Annotated in this window: 16 protein-coding genes; 3 read left to right on the plus strand and 13 right to left on the minus strand. The window is 49.5% G+C overall.

What is annotated here, in order from left to right; all coding sequences use genetic code 11:
* Window positions 1–13: 13 nt before the first annotated feature.
* The 8 genes from hisIE to EJA10_RS17835 are packed head-to-tail and all read right to left on the minus strand — an operon-like array spanning window position 14 to window position 6521.
* A complete protein-coding gene (gene hisIE, locus EJA10_RS17800; protein ID WP_125481378.1) occupies window positions 14–652 on the minus strand; it encodes a bifunctional phosphoribosyl-AMP cyclohydrolase/phosphoribosyl-ATP diphosphatase HisIE in 639 nt (212 codons plus the stop codon).
* Window positions 649–1407: an imidazole glycerol phosphate synthase subunit HisF gene (gene hisF / locus EJA10_RS17805; RefSeq protein ID WP_125481379.1), complete on the minus strand. Its 759-nt coding sequence runs from the start codon at window positions 1405–1407 to the stop codon at window positions 649–651. Before hisF ends, hisIE begins: the two co-directional genes overlap by 4 nt.
* The gene (hisA, locus tag EJA10_RS17810; protein WP_125481380.1) at window positions 1407–2138 is read right to left on the minus strand and encodes a 1-(5-phosphoribosyl)-5-[(5-phosphoribosylamino)methylideneamino]imidazole-4-carboxamide isomerase; all 732 of its coding nucleotides are present in this window, start codon (window positions 2136–2138) and stop codon (window positions 1407–1409) included. The genes hisF and hisA overlap by 1 nt, the downstream gene beginning before the upstream one ends.
* Window positions 2138–2776, minus strand: a complete 639-nt coding sequence (hisH, locus tag EJA10_RS17815; protein ID WP_125481381.1) for an imidazole glycerol phosphate synthase subunit HisH — start codon at window positions 2774–2776, stop codon at window positions 2138–2140. Before hisH ends, hisA begins: the two co-directional genes overlap by 1 nt.
* Before the next feature lie 27 nt (window positions 2777–2803).
* Window positions 2804–3391 (minus strand): imidazoleglycerol-phosphate dehydratase HisB, encoded by a 588-nt coding sequence (hisB, locus tag EJA10_RS17820; RefSeq protein WP_125481382.1) that lies wholly within the window; start codon window positions 3389–3391, stop codon window positions 2804–2806.
* Between the two features lie 44 nt (window positions 3392–3435).
* Complete coding sequence (hisD, locus tag EJA10_RS17825; RefSeq protein WP_125481383.1) at window positions 3436–4701, minus strand: histidinol dehydrogenase; 1266 nt, start codon at window positions 4699–4701, stop codon at window positions 3436–3438.
* 21 nt (window positions 4702–4722) lie between these two features.
* Window positions 4723–5349, minus strand: coding sequence for an ATP phosphoribosyltransferase (hisG, locus tag EJA10_RS17830; protein ID WP_125481384.1), 627 nt, complete (start codon window positions 5347–5349; stop codon window positions 4723–4725).
* Window positions 5346–6521, minus strand: coding sequence for an ATP phosphoribosyltransferase regulatory subunit (locus EJA10_RS17835; protein ID WP_125481385.1), 1176 nt, complete (start codon window positions 6519–6521; stop codon window positions 5346–5348). The genes hisG and EJA10_RS17835 overlap by 4 nt, the downstream gene beginning before the upstream one ends.
* Before the next feature lie 211 nt (window positions 6522–6732).
* On the opposite strand from EJA10_RS17835, the gene EJA10_RS17840 reads away from it, so the two are divergent.
* On the plus strand, window positions 6733–7284 hold the full coding sequence (locus tag EJA10_RS17840) for an HAD hydrolase-like protein (protein WP_125481386.1): 552 nt from the start codon (window positions 6733–6735) through the stop codon (window positions 7282–7284).
* A gap of 198 nt (window positions 7285–7482) precedes the next feature.
* Entirely contained in the window at window positions 7483–8325 is an 843-nt protein-coding gene (locus EJA10_RS17845; RefSeq protein WP_125481387.1) for an MBL fold metallo-hydrolase, read from the plus strand.
* Window positions 8326–8818: 493 nt separating this feature from the next.
* On the opposite strand, the gene EJA10_RS17850 is transcribed toward EJA10_RS17845, so the two are convergent.
* From EJA10_RS17850 to hprK, 5 genes are all read right to left on the minus strand, one after another.
* Window positions 8819–9358 carry an acyltransferase gene (locus EJA10_RS17850; protein ID WP_125481388.1) on the minus strand — a complete coding sequence of 180 codons (540 nt, stop codon included), beginning with the start codon at window positions 9356–9358 and terminating at the stop codon, window positions 8819–8821.
* 4 nt (window positions 9359–9362) lie between these two features.
* A complete protein-coding gene (ppaX, locus tag EJA10_RS17855; RefSeq protein WP_125481389.1) occupies window positions 9363–10007 on the minus strand; it encodes a pyrophosphatase PpaX in 645 nt (214 codons plus the stop codon).
* Window positions 9997–10941 (minus strand): nucleoside recognition domain-containing protein, encoded by a 945-nt coding sequence (locus tag EJA10_RS17860; protein WP_125481390.1) that lies wholly within the window; start codon window positions 10939–10941, stop codon window positions 9997–9999. The genes ppaX and EJA10_RS17860 overlap by 11 nt, the downstream gene beginning before the upstream one ends.
* Window positions 10942–11016: 75 nt before the next feature.
* Window positions 11017–11835, minus strand: a complete 819-nt coding sequence (gene lgt / locus EJA10_RS17865; RefSeq protein WP_125481391.1) for a prolipoprotein diacylglyceryl transferase — start codon at window positions 11833–11835, stop codon at window positions 11017–11019.
* A gap of 100 nt (window positions 11836–11935) precedes the next feature.
* Window positions 11936–12871, minus strand: coding sequence for an HPr(Ser) kinase/phosphatase (gene hprK, locus EJA10_RS17870; protein ID WP_125481392.1), 936 nt, complete (start codon window positions 12869–12871; stop codon window positions 11936–11938).
* Window positions 12872–13133: 262 nt separating this feature from the next.
* Here hprK and EJA10_RS17875 point away from each other — a divergent pair, with 262 nt between their 5' ends.
* Window positions 13134–14510 (plus strand): PTS transporter subunit EIIC, encoded by a 1377-nt coding sequence (locus EJA10_RS17875; RefSeq protein ID WP_125481393.1) that lies wholly within the window; start codon window positions 13134–13136, stop codon window positions 14508–14510.
* Window positions 14511–14586: the final 76 nt, after the last annotated feature.

The raw sequence follows: 14586 nt of genomic DNA on the forward strand, positions 1-14586 counted from the left end.
AACCCAGCGCAATCTACTCTCCAGCGCTGGGTTTTTTCCTTTTATTCAAGACTCCAAGTACGTCTTTCAATGGAAGTTTCTGTTCCTGCAGCAATACCATCAGATGATACAGCAAATCGGCGGCTTCCCATTTGAGTTCTTCAGGGTCGCGGTTTTTGGCTGCGATGATGACTTCGGCGGCTTCTTCGCCGACTTTTTTGAGGATTTTATCGACGCCTTTTTCGAACAGGTAGGTGGTGTAGGCGCCTTCTGGCATGTCCTGTTCGCGCTGGCGGATCGTTTTCTCCAGCTCGAGCATGACGGCAAAATCACCAAGGTTTGCAGATATGCTTGGCTCCCCAGCCACAAGGCTCTCTGAAAAACAGCTGACCGCGCCGGTATGGCAAGCCGGTCCGGCCGGTTCGACGAGCACGACGAGCGCGTCTCCGTCGCAGTCATATTTCATCTCGACGATTTTCTGGGTATTGCCGCTTGTTGCTCCTTTATGCCAGAGTTCCTGGCGGGAACGGCTGTAAAACCAGGTTTCGCGTGTTTCGAGCGATTTGTCCAGGGATTCTTTGTTCATATAGGCAACCGTCAGGACTTCCCTGGTTGAGGCATCCTGTACGACGGCTGGAATCAAACCATTAGCATCAAACTTCAATTCTTTCATCTTACAATCACTCCTTTTTCGCGGAGGTGGGATTTGACTTCTTTTACAGAGGTTTCGCGATAATGGAAGATGGATGCAGCAAGTGCGGCATCCGCTTTTCCTTCGATAAAAGCATCAACAAAATGATCGGCATTTCCGGCTCCGCCTGATGCGATGACCGGAACTGTCACGGCTTCACTCACAGCGCGGGTCAGGGCAAGGTCGAAGCCTTTTTTCTCGCCGTCGCTGTCCATGCTGGTCAGCAGGATTTCCCCTGCCCCCAGGCGGACTGCTTCGCGGGCCCATTCAATCACTTCCCAGTCGGTCGGTGTCCGCCCGCCATGTGTGAATACTCGCCAAGAGCCGAGCTCTGAATCGTATTTTGCGTCAATGGCAACGACAATACACTGGGCACCGAAGAAAGCGGAACCTTCGGCAATCAATCCTGGATTATTGACAGCTGCCGTGTTCAATGACACCTTGTCCGCGCCTGAACGGAGCATCCTTTTCATGTCCTCAAGCGTGTTGATCCCGCCGCCGACGGTGAATGGAATCGCCAGTTCGGAGGCAACCTCCCTGACCACCTCGACCATCGTTTTCCGGCCTTCTACTGATGCGGAGATATCAAGGAAGACAAGTTCGTCGGCACCTTGCTCATCATAAAAGCGAGCAAGCTCGACCGGGTCGCCAGCATCACGGAGCTGGACAAACTGGACGCCTTTGACGACTCTGCCTTCTTTTACATCAAGACAGGGAATGATTCGTTTGCTCAACATCACCTATCCCCCGCTTCCAGGGCGGATTTTACGGTAAAACGGCCCTCGTAAATGGCCTTGCCGACGATGGCGCCGCTCACTCCATCACTGCTCAACTCGCGAAGTGCCAACAAATCATCAAGCGAGCTGACTCCGCCTGATGCGATTACACTTTTACCGGTTTCCGATGCCAGCTGGCTGGTTGCTTCCACATTTGGTCCGGCAAGAGTTCCGTCTGTGGCGATATCAGTAAATATAAACGTTTCTGCGCCGGCATCGGCGAATCTTTTGCCAAGCTCGACAGCGGTGACTTCGGAGGTGTTTAGCCAGCCGTGCGTGGCGACAAGTCCATTTTTCGCATCAAGGCCAATGGCGATCTGTGAGCCGTATTTCCGGACCATTTGCTCGGCGAATTCCGGGTTGGAAACGGCGATGCTGCCAATGATGACTCGGCTGACCCCATTTTCAAGATAATGATTGATATCCGCCTCGCTGCGGATGCCGCCGCCAATCTGGACGTTTACTCCCAGCTCCTTCGCTGCCTGGATGACAAATTGGTCGTTGACCCGCTTTCCAGCTCGAGCGCCGTCAAGGTCGACCATATGAATCCATTCCGCTCCTTCAGACGCAAACTTTCTGGCCATCTCAAAAGGAGAATCACCGTATACTGTTTCCTTATCATAGTCGCCCTGCAGCAGGCGGACACATTTGCCGCCGCGCATGTCGATCGCCGGGTAGATTGTGAATTTCATTATACTGCCTTCCTTTCCGCTGCAAGCTCAGCAAAGTTGCGCAGCAGCGCCATTCCCATTTCACTGCTTTTTTCAGGATGGAATTGCATGCCGAATATATTTCCCCTGCCGACAATCGCCGGCACTTCAACATCGTAGTAATCGCCGACAGCGACAAGCACATCATTTGAATCTGTTTTTACATAATAAGAGTGGACGAAATAGACGTAGTCTTCATCTAGCGAAGCCAGTAAAGGCGACTCCCCGGTAAAGCGGAGCTTGTTCCAGCCCATATGCGGAACCTTGTACGCCTCCCCATCAGCTGTCAGGCCGCTGAAGCGTTCGACCTTGCCCGGAAGCAGCCCCAACCCTTCTGTTAAGCCGTTTTCCGTGCTTTCCTCAAACAGCAGCTGCATGCCTAGACATATGCCAAGGACAGGCTTGCCGGTGGCGGCGAACTCGCGGATCATCTCAGTCAATCCCGTGCGTTTCAGCACTTCCATCGCGTCACGGAAGGAACCGACACCTGGGACGAGCAGGGCATCTGCATCCATTAAACTTTCTTTATCTGGTGATGTAAAATAGGGCGCATCCAGGCGTTCAAGAGCCTTGCTGACGCTGAACAGATTGCCCATGCCGTAATCAACGATGCCAATCATGGTTAACTTCCTTCCATTTTAAAAATCTTACAGCATCCCTTTTGTAGATGGAACGCCTTTGACACGCGGGTCGATCGTCGTCGCTTCATCCAGCGCGCGTCCCAGTGCTTTGAAGACCGCTTCAATCATATGGTGTGTATTTTTACCGTAGTGGACGATGACATGAAGGTTCATTCGTGCCTCAAGTGCGAGCTTCCATAGAAATTCATGGACAAGCTCGACATCGAAGGTTCCAACCTGCTGGGACGGGAATTCCGCGCGCATTTCGAGGTGCGGGCGGTTGCTCAAGTCAATCACCACTTGCGCGAGCGCTTCATCCATCGGCACAAACGCATTGCCATAACGCTTGATTCCCTTTTTGTCACCAAGTGCTTCGCGGAGCGCCTGTCCGATGCAGATGCCGATATCTTCCGTCGTATGGTGACCATCGACCTCGACATCGCCTTTTGCAACCACTGTCAAATCAAACTGGCCATGCTTCGCAAACAAATCGAGCATATGCGAGAGAAATGGCACTCCTGTTTCCAGGGAGGACTTTCCCTCGCCATCAATGCCAAAAGTGAGATCAATTTTCGTTTCGTTCGTATATCTTTTCACCGTTGAGGTGCGTTCCATGACAGTTACCTCCATATATTTAGATCACTTGTTTAGTACAAACACTATTTAAGCCTTGCTTCCACTGCCCGCGCATGGGCTTCAAGACCTTCAAGCCGCGCAAACTCGGCGATCTTCGCGCCGTTTTCATTCATTGCTTTTTCGCTGTAAAGGATGACACTCGATTTTTTCTGAAAATCCTCGACACTCAACGGGCTAGAAAAACGGGCGGTTCCGTTTGTCGGCAGGACATGGTTTGGCCCTGCGAAGTAATCACCGACTGGTTCGGAGCTGTATCTCCCGAGGAAAATCGCCCCTGCGTGCTTTATTTTACCGAGCAATTCAAATGCATTTTCTGTTACGACTTCAAGATGCTCCGGTGCCAGCTGGTTAATCGCAGCAATCGCTTCGTCCATATCAGCAGCAACATATATCGCACCGAAATTCTCGATTGCTTCTGTAGCAATGTCTTTTCGCGGCAATTGGGATAGCTGCTTATACACCTCGTCCTGAACATCTTCAGCAAGGACTCTTGAGGTTGTCACTAAAATCGCACACGCACGCGGATCGTGCTCTGCCTGTGAAAGCAGGTCGGCCGCAATCTCATTGGCGCGGGCCGTGTCGTCGGCAAGGATGCCGATCTCACTCGGCCCTGCAATCATATCGATTGCAACATCACCAAAAACTTCACGTTTGGCGAGGGCGACATAAATATTTCCCGGACCGGTGATTTTGTCCACAGGTTTAATCGTTTCCGTGCCGTAAGCGAGGGCTGCGATTGCCTGTGCTCCGCCAATTTTATAAATTTCCTTTACCCCGGCGATATCTGCGGCAACCAACACTCCAGCAGGCAGTCTTCCGTCAGAATCTGGCGGGGAAACCATCACAATTCTTTCGACGCCCGCCGTCTTCGCGGGGATGACGTTCATCAGGACAGAAGAAGGATAGGCAGCCGTGCCACCCGGAACATAGACGCCGACTGAATCCAGCGGTGTCACCTTCTGGCCAAGCATCGTGCCATTCTCCTCCGTCGTCATCCAGGATGGTCGCAGCTGTTTTTCATGGTACTTCCTGATGTTATCGGCCGCTTCTTTAATGATCCCGACAAGCTTGTCACTCACGGTTTTATAAGCTTCTGCTATTTCCTCTTCCGTCACAGCAAAGTCATCAAGCGTGACCGAATCAAATTTTTCCGTGAAAGACCGGACAGCCTTGTCACCGCCAGCCCTGACTTCAGCAATTATGGACTGTACAGCCTTGCGCTGTTCCTCCGTCCCGCCATCTACCGACCTTTTCAACGAAACACTGCCGTCTATCTGTAAAATTTCCATCGAAATCAAATCCTTTCAGATTCAAATGACGTCGTTGAGCCGCTTGATCAGTTCGCTGATCCGCTCATCCTTGATCCGGTAGCTGACCGGGTTCACGATCAACCTCGACGTCACAGTCGTGATTGTTTCATATTCAACAAGTCCGTTTTCCTTCAGAGTCCTGCCGGTCGAGACAATGTCGACGATCCGGTCGGCAAGTCCGATCAGCGGCGCAAGCTCGATCGACCCGTTCAGCTTAATGATTTCGACCTGCTCGCCCTGTTCACGGAAATATGCTGCCGCAATGTTCGGGTATTTTGTGGCGATTTTCGGTGCGACATCATTCATTTTTGTATCTGGAAGTCCCGCCACTGCGAGATAGCAGCCGCTGATTTTTAAATCGAGCAGCTCATAGACGTCACGTTCTTCTTCAAGGAGGACATCCTTTCCAGCGATGCCGAGATCGGCGACACCATGCTCAACATAGGTAGCGACATCCATCGGTTTCGCTAAAATAAAGCGGAAATTTTCTTCTTCCACATCGATGATTAATTTTCGTGAATCATCAAATTCAGGAGGCAAATCGAAGCCAGCGTTGCGCAGCAGCTCAACCGCTTCATCAAAAATCCTGCCTTTAGGCATCGCGATCGTCAGTTGTTGTCCGTTCATCGCGCCCCCTCCTTTCCTACAAGGAAAACGACATCAGAGTAAGCATTCGAACATGCATCAAGATTGCGGACAGCGCTGATGTCCTGCAGTACCACCTGTTCGCCGTCTTCCCTGCGCTCGGCGGCAAGCTGGAATGCTTCCTTACGCCGTTCTGTGCTGAAGAGGATGCAGGTGACTGGTGCGGGTTGTCCGAGGCTGCTGAGACTCTCAAGCAGCCGGTCGATCCTGATGGCGAATCCTGTTGCTCCAGTCGACTTGCCGAACTTCTCAAGCAGTTGGTCATAACGCCCGCCATTGCCGATTGGGAAGCCAACCATTCCCGCGTATACCTCGAATAGAATCCCTGTATAGTAGCTCATATGGCTGACGATTGTCAGGTCAAATTTGATTTTTCCGCTCTCGCCGAAATCATCGATAACATCCCAAAGCTGCTTAAGTTCATCAAGGGCATCCTTGCCTTTTCCATTTTCGACAAGCTCCGATGCTTTCCCAATCACTTCCGGACCGCCCCGCAGTTCAAGAAATGCCAGCAGCCTTTGTGAATCGATCGAAGACAACGGCAATGATTTGACATGCTCACGGTAGCCAACATAATTTTTTTCATATAGAAATTTCGTCAGTTCGCGGGCGCGATCTTCGGTGCCGAGAATCTGGACGAACAACTCTTTGACGAAGCCAACATGTCCGACAGACAGCTGGAATTGCTGGAGGCCCGCTTTTTTCAGGGCGGATATGGCGAGTGCAATCATTTCACCATCCGCGCTGACGGAATCATCGCCGATGCACTCGACTCCGATTTGTTCGAATTCAGCCGGCCTGCCGCCCTCACGCTGTTGCGCTCGGTATACATTTGCGGAATATGCCAGCCTTAAAGGTACCTCGTCTTTAAAAAGCTTCGATGCGGCCAGCCTCGCAATCGGCGCGGTCATATCCGGACGCAGCACAAGCGTATGTCCCTGCTGGTCCAACAGCTTGAACAGCTGCTGATCGAGGATGGCTGATGCGCTCCCGACCGTTTCGTAATATTCGAGCGCCGGCGTCTCGATGAATCGAAAACCCCATTGCTTCATTTCTTTTTCAATTGCGCTGCGCACCCTGTCTTTCGCTTCATACAATTCAGGAAGGGTATCCCTCATGCCCAGGGGCTTTTCAAACATGAATAATCTGCTCATCGCTTCCACCTTCTTCGTTGCGGGTGTTTTTTTATATCAGAAAAATTTGGCTGTAATTTTCAAAATCCTTTAGTTCGCTAATATGGTAACAAGGTGAAGTTATATGTAGTTTACCGTTCCTTTTAGTATCCGTCAACCGTAACCTCTTCATGTTTGCTTTTTAAAATCCTCCTGTTTAAAATGGGGGCAAACAAAGGAGGAGGCTGCTGCAGTGAAGATTCTATGGGACCTAGATGGGACAATCCTTGACACCTGGCCAACATTGGTAGAGGCATTCACGATCCTTGCGGAAAAAGACCTGCCCTATGAAGAGGTCCTGCCACATTTAAAATATGGGACAGCTTATGAATTTTACGGTGTCGATAAAAGCCTCGTAACGAAGTTCAGGGAAATCGAACGGACTCTGTCTAATGAACGCAAGCCCCTTTTTCCATATGTAAAAGACGTTCTTTCGAATGCAGATGTGAATGTGCTTGTGACCCATCGGAATCGCCGCTCGACAGAGGAATTATTAGAGCACTGGAATCTCGGCGCCAATTTTGAGGAAGTGATCTGCCCTGCTGATGATGGGTATTCCTTGAAGCCAGACATCCATGCTTACAAATACCTTCATGACCGCTACGGACTGGATCTTGCTGTCGGCGACCAAAGCACCGATCTGATTCCTGCTAAAAAGATTGGGCTGCAAACCTGCTCGTTCCGCGAACAGAACGAATATGCGGATCAGATTATTCAGTGTTATTCGGAGTTTACTTATAAGTAGTGACTTGGATTGGCCTTTTACGGACAAGGTCAACCTTTTTCATGTAAACTCGCTCCTTAGTTGGAGGGACAGATTTTACCGCAAATTTCACCCCCTTAAAAAGAGCCTTTGCAAGCGAAACGGAAAACCGTTTCGCTTTTTCAGTTTCCAATTACAGACAAGGGGTAAATATTGAAGAGAAAAGGAGGCTTCGTTTAGATGGAGAATAGAGCTGAGAATCGAATCATTCCTGTCACTTCAATTGATAGTGGAGATGTTGAGCAGATTGCCCATGACGTGCATTACATGAATATCCAGATTGTGAACCTTTGTTTTTACGGAATGCCTGGAGACCAGAAAGATTGGGTTCTAATCGATGCCGGGATGCCCCGGTCGTCTGATGTTATTTTTGAGGAGGCGGAAAGGCTGTTTGGCGCAAATAATCCGCCGAAAGCGATCATCCTCACCCATGGCCATTTTGATCATGTCGGAGCACTCGTGGAGCTGGTGGAACGCTGGAACGTCAATGTCTACGCACATGAGCTCGAGATGCCTTATCTGTCAGGGGTCAAGAATTATCCTGAGCCAGACCCAACGGTCGATGGCGGCCTGCTTGCCAAAGCGGCGAAGCTCTATCCAAATGAAGCAATCAAACTCGGAAATCACGTAAAGGCGTTGCCGCTCGATGGGACGGTTCCCGAAATGGATGGCTGGCGCTGGATTCATACTCCAGGGCACACACCGGGGCATATTTCATTGTTCCGTGATTCCGACAGGACATTGATTGCCGGGGATGCGTTTGTGACGGTCAAACAAGAGTCGCTTTATAAGGTAGTCACGCAGAAGAAGGAAATCAGCGGGCCGCCCCGCTATTTGACTACGAACTGGGAACACGCGCGCAAATCGGTAGAAGAGTTGTATGCCCTCCGCCCTGCACGTGCTATAACCGGACACGGCAGGCCCATGGAAGGCGAGGAACTTGAAAGGAATCTGGATTTATTGGTACGCGATTTCGAGAAGATCGCAGTGCCCGATCATGGACGGTTTGTGGACGGGGATTAAGAATAAGCTCGGGGCTAGCTCATTTTTTAAGTTAAAATAGGATGTTCGTTTAATCTCTTATATTAAAAAACAGTAAAAAAAGTAAAGCCGTTTCATTTTTCAAGTTGGTCGATATAATTGTGGATGTGGTCGATATATTGAAAAATTCGCCGATATATTGAAAAATCTGGTCGATATATCTAAAAATCCGCTGATATATTTAAAAATGTGGTCGTAAAAGGTTACCACCGGTAATCCTTACTACTATCTGTATCCTTTTTTGCATGCCAAACCATCTCAGCCAGCGAATATTTAGCTAATAAGAGGAAAAAAATTCTAATTTATATCTTTTTCACATTGATTCACACCGTTTGGGAGTGATTTGCTGCGACGTGTGATAAATGTACGGTGATTGTTCCCAGCAAAACTTAACTGATTTTCCGCACCAGGAAGCCGATCCGAAATCAATAACTCTCCGAAATAAAAGCGAAGCGGAAACAATTCCGCTTCGCTTTTATTCTGTCCGGGCTTGTCCGTAAATTTCATCGTCTGCCCAGCGCTGTGCCAGTTCTTCTTTTGTATAGATGACCCGCATGGGGTTGCCGCCGACGAATGCTCCTTCGGGTACGTCTTTATGGACGAGGGTGCCGGCGGAGACGATGGCGCCATCGCCGATTTTGATGCCGGGCATGATCGTTGAGTTGGCGCCGATCATGACTTCGCTGCCGATTTCGACGTCGCCGAGGCGGTATTCTTTGATTAAATATTCGTGCGCAAGGATGGTCGTGTTGTAGCCGATGACCGTGTTGCGGCCGACGGAGATTTTTTCCGGGAACATCACGTCCAGCATGACCATCAGCGCAAATGATGTCTGGTCGCCGACCTTCATCCGGAGAAAATTGCGGTACAGCCAGTTTTTCATGCCGAGAAATGGCGTGTAGCGCGCGACCTGGATGACGACGAAATTTTTGACGACCTTCCAAAACGGAACGGTTTTATATACATGCCATAGTGAATTTGCGCCTTCGACTCGGTAACGCGTCGTCCTTCGCATCTTCTTACACCCCGAGGATTGGCAGGATATCAGCCATATTTTCCAGGATATAGTCTGGCTTGTATTCCTCTAGATGCTCTCTTCCCTTGATGGACCAGGATACTCCGGCTGTTTTGGTGCCGGCATTCTTGCCTCCAAGGATATCGTGGTGGTTGTCGCCGACCATGATTGCGCGTTCCGGCGAGGAACCGAGCAGGTCAAGCGCCTTTAAAAGCGGTTCTGGATCTGGCTTTGCTTTTTCGACATGATCAAGCGCAACGATGACCTCGAAAAATTCATCAAGGCCAGTCAGCTTCAGACCCATTTGGACAACGTCGGAAAGCTTCGTGGTGACGATTCCTAGATGGAAGCCGTTTTCCTTCAGCGTCCTGACCGTTTCATACACGCCTTCAAAACTTTTAACCAATAGATCATGGTTTGCCAGGTTGTATGTGCGGTAGGTTTTGATCATTTCCTCATAGCCTTCTGCATCCATTGCTTCGAAAGTTTCCTTCAACGACGGCCCTAGAAACGGCAGGACATCCTCCCGTTTATACTGGCCTGGATAATAGGTTTCCATTGTATGAAGAAACGAGGAAATGATCAGTTCATTCGTATCAATCAATGTCCCGTCGAGATCGAACAGGACTGTATCTATTTTATTGCTCATATACTGCTTCCTTTCTTTTTGCGAGGTCCGCGCGGTTCCAGATGAATGCGACCGCTACTGTCAATAAGATGGCCACTCCAAGGCGAATCAATAACAGAGGCAGCACCGGAATGCCCAGCGGAACAAAAATCAGTGTATCCTCAATGACTGCATGGCAGGCTACTAGGAAAATGAAGGCCAGTGTGACGTCTTTTTTGCTGACACCATCTTCCTGGACAGCCTGGATCATCACGCCTGCGCCGTAGGCAAGGCCAATCAGCAGGCCTGCTGCCATCGTTGTAGAGGTATTTTCTTTCATCCCCAGTGCCTTTGTTGCCGGCGCCATCCATCTTGAAAAAACAGCCAGCCATTGGCGGTCCTTCATGATTTGCACGATGACCATCAGCGGAATGACGATGATCGCCAGCTGGAATATGCCGACTCCCGCCTTCGTAATGCTTTCAAGCAAAATCAGGCCCCATCCTGATACCTCTTCGCTTTTAGCCGGAACCATTCCATATTTCGCGAGTTCCGATCCGCCATTCCAAACAAGGTTGATAACGATGGCAGAAAAAAGCGCAAGACCCAGCCGGACAAGGACAATGATCCAAAGTTTGACGCCAACCTTGACGGCAACACTCGACTCAACGAGCATATTGTGCGAGAAGCTCAGCATCACCGCGATGATGAAGACTTCTTTTACCGTCAAATCAAGCGTCAATATCGCTCCGATGGCCGCATACAGGTTCAGGAAATTGCCGACGACGAGCGGGATTGCTGCATCGCCAGACAGACCGATCAGCGACATCAGCGGCGTGATCAGCTTGATGATCCACGGCAGGACCGGGGTGTATTGCAGGATTGATACAATCAGGGTAACCGGAAAAATGACTTTTCCAAGCGACCAGGTTGTATTCAAGCCGACCATTAGTCCCTTTTTCAATGAAGAAACCATCGAAACATCTCTCCCATTTTTTCAGCCTTTAAACTATGTGTATTTAAAAGCACTTTCTTTTAGTAACCCGAAATTCTAATTCTCTTTCTCCAGGTAACGGATTTTCGAATACCCTTTGACTCTTCTGAAAACCCATAAAGCAATCGCCACCACAATCAGCACGATTGAAATTGTCTGTGCAATCCGCAATGATTCTGTCAGCATCAGGCTGTCGGTACGCATTCCTTCGACAAAGAAACGGCCGATTGAATACCAGATGACATAGCTGAGGAAGATTTCACCGCGGCCAAGATTGACTCTGCGCAAGCCCATCAGCAGGATGAAACCGAGCAGGTTCCAGATCGATTCGTATAAAAATGTCGGATGATAATAGGTTCCATTAATATACATCTGATTGATGATGAATTCTGGCAGGTGCAGGCTTTCCAAGAACGCCCTGCTTACTTCACCGCCGTGTGCCTCCTGGTTCATGAAGTTCCCCCAGCGTCCGATTGCCTGTCCGATGATCAGGCTTGGCGCGGCGATATCGGCAAGCTTCCAGAAGGAAACATTCCTTGATTTTGCAAAGAAATAGGCGGTTGCGACCGCTCCGATCAGCGCACCATGGATGGCAATTCCGCCATTCCAGATTTTAATGATCTCGGAAGGATACTGGCTGTAATAATCCCATTGAAAAATTACATAGTAAAGTCTTGCAGAGATGATCGCAATCGGGATGGCCCACAACATCAAATCCGCAAAAATATCTTTCGGCAAACCGCGGCGTTCCCCTTCGCGCATCGCTAGCCATAGTGCCAGTGCGATCCCCAATCCGATAATGACGCCATACCAGTGGACCTGAATCGGACCGAGTGAAAAGGCAATCGGGTCGATCGGCTGAATATTTTTTTCCATGTCATTTCCCCTTTTTCTATCGAAAATCTTATTCTTCTTTTACAAAAAAGTCTTAATCAAACGTTTGATTAAACTCTCTTCATCGCTGAATGATCAAGCTTTAATGTTCATCATGGTCGCCGTCTTCGATGACATCGGACAGCCTGTTGGTGAATTGCTCGGCAGCGTTCATTCCCATGCGCTTCAGTCGGAAGTTCATTGCTGCAACCTCGATGATGACAGCAAGGTTCCGGCCTGGACGAACCGGGATGGTCAGCTTGGTCACATCGGTGTCGAGGATTTTCATTTTTTCTTCATCGAGTCCAAGTCTGTCATACGATTTTTTCTGGTCCCAGATTTCAAGGTCGATGATTAAGGAAATCCGCTTATGTGAACGGACTGCACCTGCGCCAAACAATGTCATTACATTAATGATGCCTACTCCGCGGATTTCAAGGAGATGCTCAATTAATTCAGGTGAGTTCCCCACAAGATTACCGATGTCTTCCTGGCGGATTTCGACGCAATCATCGGCTACAAGGCGGTGGCCTCGTTTCACCAATTCAAGCGCGGTCTCACTTTTACCGACTCCGCTTTTGCCTGTGATCAGGACGCCGATACCGTAAAGGTCAACAAGGACACCGTGGACAGCAGTTGTCGGTGCGAGCTTGCTTTCAAGGTAGTTCGTCAAATGGCTGGAGAACCTTGTAGTCTTCAGCTTGGAGCGCATGACCGGAACCGATTCGCGTTCCGCTGCTTCAACCAGTTCGGGTGGGACCTCCATATCTCTGGTGACAATGATGCCCGGAGTGATATCGGTGCATAATTTCTCCATCCTTGATGCCCTGTCACGGGGGTCGAGCTTCTCAAAGAATGTCAGCTCCGTTTTACCGAGCAGCTGAATGCGCTCTGCAGGATAATATTCAAAATAGCCGGCAATTTCGAGACCCGGCCTTGAAATGTCTGTCGTTGTGATTGGACGGTTGATGCCTTCTTCCCCACATACGAGTTCCAGGTCAAATTTCTTGATGATGTCTATTGTTCGGACTTTCGGCAAAGAAGTTCCTCCTTTAAAAGAGTTGATGAATTCCACATGATTACAATACTTTTTATTTTAGCACTTTTTCATGAAGAACCAAATAGAAGGAGCCAAAAAACGGAATTCCTCTGCTGGTATTGACCAATGACATATTACTATGACCAGCTGGTAAATATTTTTAAAAAGGTATAGACAACTATACAGTACGCTTGTTATCATCAGATTGTAAGCGAGTTCATTTTAATTTTTCTGATTATTTTACAAAAGAGGGGGAAATACCATGCGTAATGAGGAACGCCTGGCAAAAGAGATACTTGAGCAGCTTGGCGGCGCGGGCAATATTGCTGATGTTGCTTCGTGCATGACCCGACTTCGTGTCAAGCCGGCGGATTACGGTAAAGTCAATATTGCCGGCATCAAGAAAATTGACGGCGTGCTCGGTGTCGTCGAAGAAGAAACATTGCAGATCATTCTTGGACCGGGAATTGTCACCAAAGTGGCGAACGAAGTTTCCGAGATTACCGGAAAAAGTGCGAGACTCGTAGACGAGAGCGATCCAAATCCGTTTGAAGGACTTGCTGGCCGGACAAAGGATGAGCTGAACAAGAAAAACTCCACTCCATTTAAATTGTTCCTGCGCAAGATTGCCAGCATATTCATCCCGCTGATTCCTGCGATTGTCGCTTCTGGTTTGATTGCGGGAATTACGAATGTTATTGTTCGTTCCGAAATCATTGATCCAGAATCAGCGTTCATCCAAATTCTGAACCTGATCGGCTGGGGAATCTTCGGTTATCTGGGCGTCTTCGTCGGCATCAACACTGCGCGTGAGTTCGGTGGTTCTCCTGCCCTGGGCGGTGCTGCCGGCATCCTGATCATCAACCCGGGCCTTGCGAATATCACATTGTTTGGCGAAGCACTTGTGCCGGGACGCGGCGGCCTGATCGGCGTTATGCTTGCTGCGGTGTTTATCGCATGGCTTGAAAAACGCATCCGTAAATTTGTTCCTGCTTCACTGGATATCATTTTCACTCCTACTCTATCATTATTGATTACTGGCATTGCTACTCTATTCGTTCTGCAGCCTGTCGGCGGCCTCATTTCCGACCTGATCACGAAAGGCTTGCTTGGCCTGCTTGATTTCGGCGGCATTGTTGCCGGGCTGGTCCTTGCCGGAACCTTCCTGCCGCTTGTTGTGACGGGCTTGCACCAGGGCCTTACACCGGTGCATATGGAATTGATCAACACGATTGGCGATGACCCGCTTCTGCCGATCCTGGCAATGGGTGGCGCCGGCCAGGTTGGTGCGGCATTCGCGATCTATTTTAAAACAAAGAATGAGAGACTGAAGAAGGTCATCAAAGGCGGTCTTCCTGTCGGTATGCTCGGAATCGGTGAACCGCTGATATTCGGGGTTACCCTTCCGCTTGGCCGTCCATTCCTGACAGCATGTCTCGGCGCAGCTGTCGGCGGAGCCTTCCAGGCGTTCTTTAAAATCGCGACGATTGCCATCGGTGTTTCGGGAATCCCGCTTGCATTCCTTGTCCATACGAACCAAATCCTGCTTTACCTGCTCGGCCTGCTGATTGCCTACATTTTCGGGTTCATCTTCACCTGGACGTTTGGCTTCAAGGACGAGATGGCAAAGGATATTTAATTGAATAACCTGAAAGGAGGAGAGCCGCTTTCCTCCTTTCTTCTTTTCTCGCAAACTTCTATCATAGTTTTAGATT

Origin of the sequence: Mesobacillus subterraneus, assembly GCF_003937825.1 — a bacterium.
In the GTDB taxonomy this organism is placed as follows: Bacteria; Bacillota; Bacilli; order Bacillales; family Cytobacillaceae; genus Mesobacillus; species Mesobacillus subterraneus.

Excerpts from the sequence above, each read along its gene's own strand:
- hisIE (WP_125481378.1), bottom strand. The coding sequence starts at position 652 with ATGAAAGAATTGAAGTTTGATGCTAATGGTTTGATTCCAGCCGTCGTA.
- hisF (WP_125481379.1), bottom strand. The coding sequence starts at position 1,407 with ATGTTGAGCAAACGAATCATTCCCTGTCTTGATGTAAAAGAAGGCAGA.
- hisA (WP_125481380.1), bottom strand. The coding sequence starts at position 2,138 with ATGAAATTCACAATCTACCCGGCGATCGACATGCGCGGCGGCAAATGT.
- hisH (WP_125481381.1), bottom strand. The coding sequence starts at position 2,776 with ATGATTGGCATCGTTGATTACGGCATGGGCAATCTGTTCAGCGTCAGC.
- hisB (WP_125481382.1), bottom strand. The coding sequence starts at position 3,391 with ATGGAACGCACCTCAACGGTGAAAAGATATACGAACGAAACGAAAATT.
- hisD (WP_125481383.1), bottom strand. The coding sequence starts at position 4,701 with ATGGAAATTTTACAGATAGACGGCAGTGTTTCGTTGAAAAGGTCGGTA.
- hisG (WP_125481384.1), bottom strand. The coding sequence starts at position 5,349 with ATGAACGGACAACAACTGACGATCGCGATGCCTAAAGGCAGGATTTTT.
- EJA10_RS17835 (WP_125481385.1), bottom strand. The coding sequence starts at position 6,521 with ATGAGCAGATTATTCATGTTTGAAAAGCCCCTGGGCATGAGGGATACC.
- EJA10_RS17845 (WP_125481387.1), top strand. The coding sequence starts at position 7,483 with ATGGAGAATAGAGCTGAGAATCGAATCATTCCTGTCACTTCAATTGAT.
- EJA10_RS17850 (WP_125481388.1), bottom strand. The coding sequence starts at position 9,358 with ATGCGAAGGACGACGCGTTACCGAGTCGAAGGCGCAAATTCACTATGG.
- ppaX (WP_125481389.1), bottom strand. The coding sequence starts at position 10,007 with ATGAGCAATAAAATAGATACAGTCCTGTTCGATCTCGACGGGACATTG.
- EJA10_RS17860 (WP_125481390.1), bottom strand. The coding sequence starts at position 10,941 with ATGGTTTCTTCATTGAAAAAGGGACTAATGGTCGGCTTGAATACAACC.
- lgt (WP_125481391.1), bottom strand. The coding sequence starts at position 11,835 with ATGGAAAAAAATATTCAGCCGATCGACCCGATTGCCTTTTCACTCGGT.
- EJA10_RS17875 (WP_125481393.1), top strand. The coding sequence starts at position 13,134 with ATGCGTAATGAGGAACGCCTGGCAAAAGAGATACTTGAGCAGCTTGGC.